Genomic DNA, 1103 nt, shown 5'->3' with positions numbered 1-1103 from the left:
CGGTGCCTTGCTGTGTGCTGCTCGCACCGTCGCTGGTGACATTGAGCGTGGTGTTGAAGGTGTTGCTCATCCCGGTTCCAGCACTCAGCGAAGATGCGGGCAGGCCGGCTGTGATCGGACGGACGGATCCAGCATCGCCGGGGATCAGGTAGGTCTTACCACCTTGGTCGAACAGCTCAGGCCGACCGCCTTCGCCCACCCGGTACATACTGCCGGCTGCCACTGGACCGCCGCCGGCGCGGCCTCCAGACGTTCCACCAATGGCACTGCCGATGGCATTGACCCAACTCGATCCGGCCCCGTTGTAGCTGTTCGCCCAGTTCCCGATCATCTGGAAAATCTGGGACGCAGCCGCCTGGGCAGCCATCTTCTGCAGCGTCTTCGCGAAGCTCTGAACCATCCCGCCCAAGCCTTCGGAGAACGGATCGAACAGGAAGTCGGCGAAGGCGTCCTGCATATTCCGCGCGGCCTGGTCGGCGTAGGTGCTCCACTGCCCGAAGGTCTGCTCCACCGACGAGCTAGTGTCGTCGTCGATACCGAACATGCCGTCGAAGGCGTCGGCGAACTTCTGGGCGCTCTCGCCCATGATCGACTCGGCTTCGTCGATGTTGCCGAGCATGTCCAGCAGCGAGGCACTGGAACGGAGCGCAGACTGCGCTGCCGCGTCGATACCCTTCAGGCCGCCGGACTGGATCTCGTAATTGACCCGGCTCAGCTCCGAGCTGTCGCCGAACAGGGCGATCTGACGCTCTAGCTGGTCATTGGCTGACTTGATCGCATCAGACAGCTTCTTGGAGGACGTTTCTGCCTCTTTGTCAACGGACTTCGCGCGAAAGGTCCCGGCCTTGGAGGCGGCAGGCTTGAGCGCCGATTCGGGAAGCATCTGGCCGTCATCGATCAACGTCACTTGCGGACCGCTACGCCGCTTCAACTCTTCGATTATCTCCCTCCGCTGCTTTCTGTATCCCTCAAGGATCTGAAGGTTCGCCTGTCGCGTTGATTCGAACGGCGCAGCATCTGCCAGCCGCTTGGCGTTGGCAATCTGATCATTCAGATTGGCAAGCCGATCGTTTAGGGCGGCGTCTCCCGTGGCTCCAACCGAA

The 1103-nt window shown here is 61.7% G+C and carries 1 protein-coding gene; it reads right to left on the bottom strand.

Annotated elements, in window-relative coordinates; translation table 11 throughout:
- On the bottom strand, positions 1–1103 hold a 1103-nt coding region (locus AB0E19_RS38880), incomplete at both ends, for a hypothetical protein (RefSeq protein WP_362190010.1).

The sequence above is a fragment of the Streptomyces sp. NPDC047974 genome, assembly GCF_040653375.1.
GTDB lineage: Bacteria > Actinomycetota > Actinomycetes > Streptomycetales > Streptomycetaceae > Streptomyces.
The sequence above is the reverse complement of the archived record's forward strand: the minus strand, read 5'-3'. Positions and strand labels throughout refer to the sequence as shown.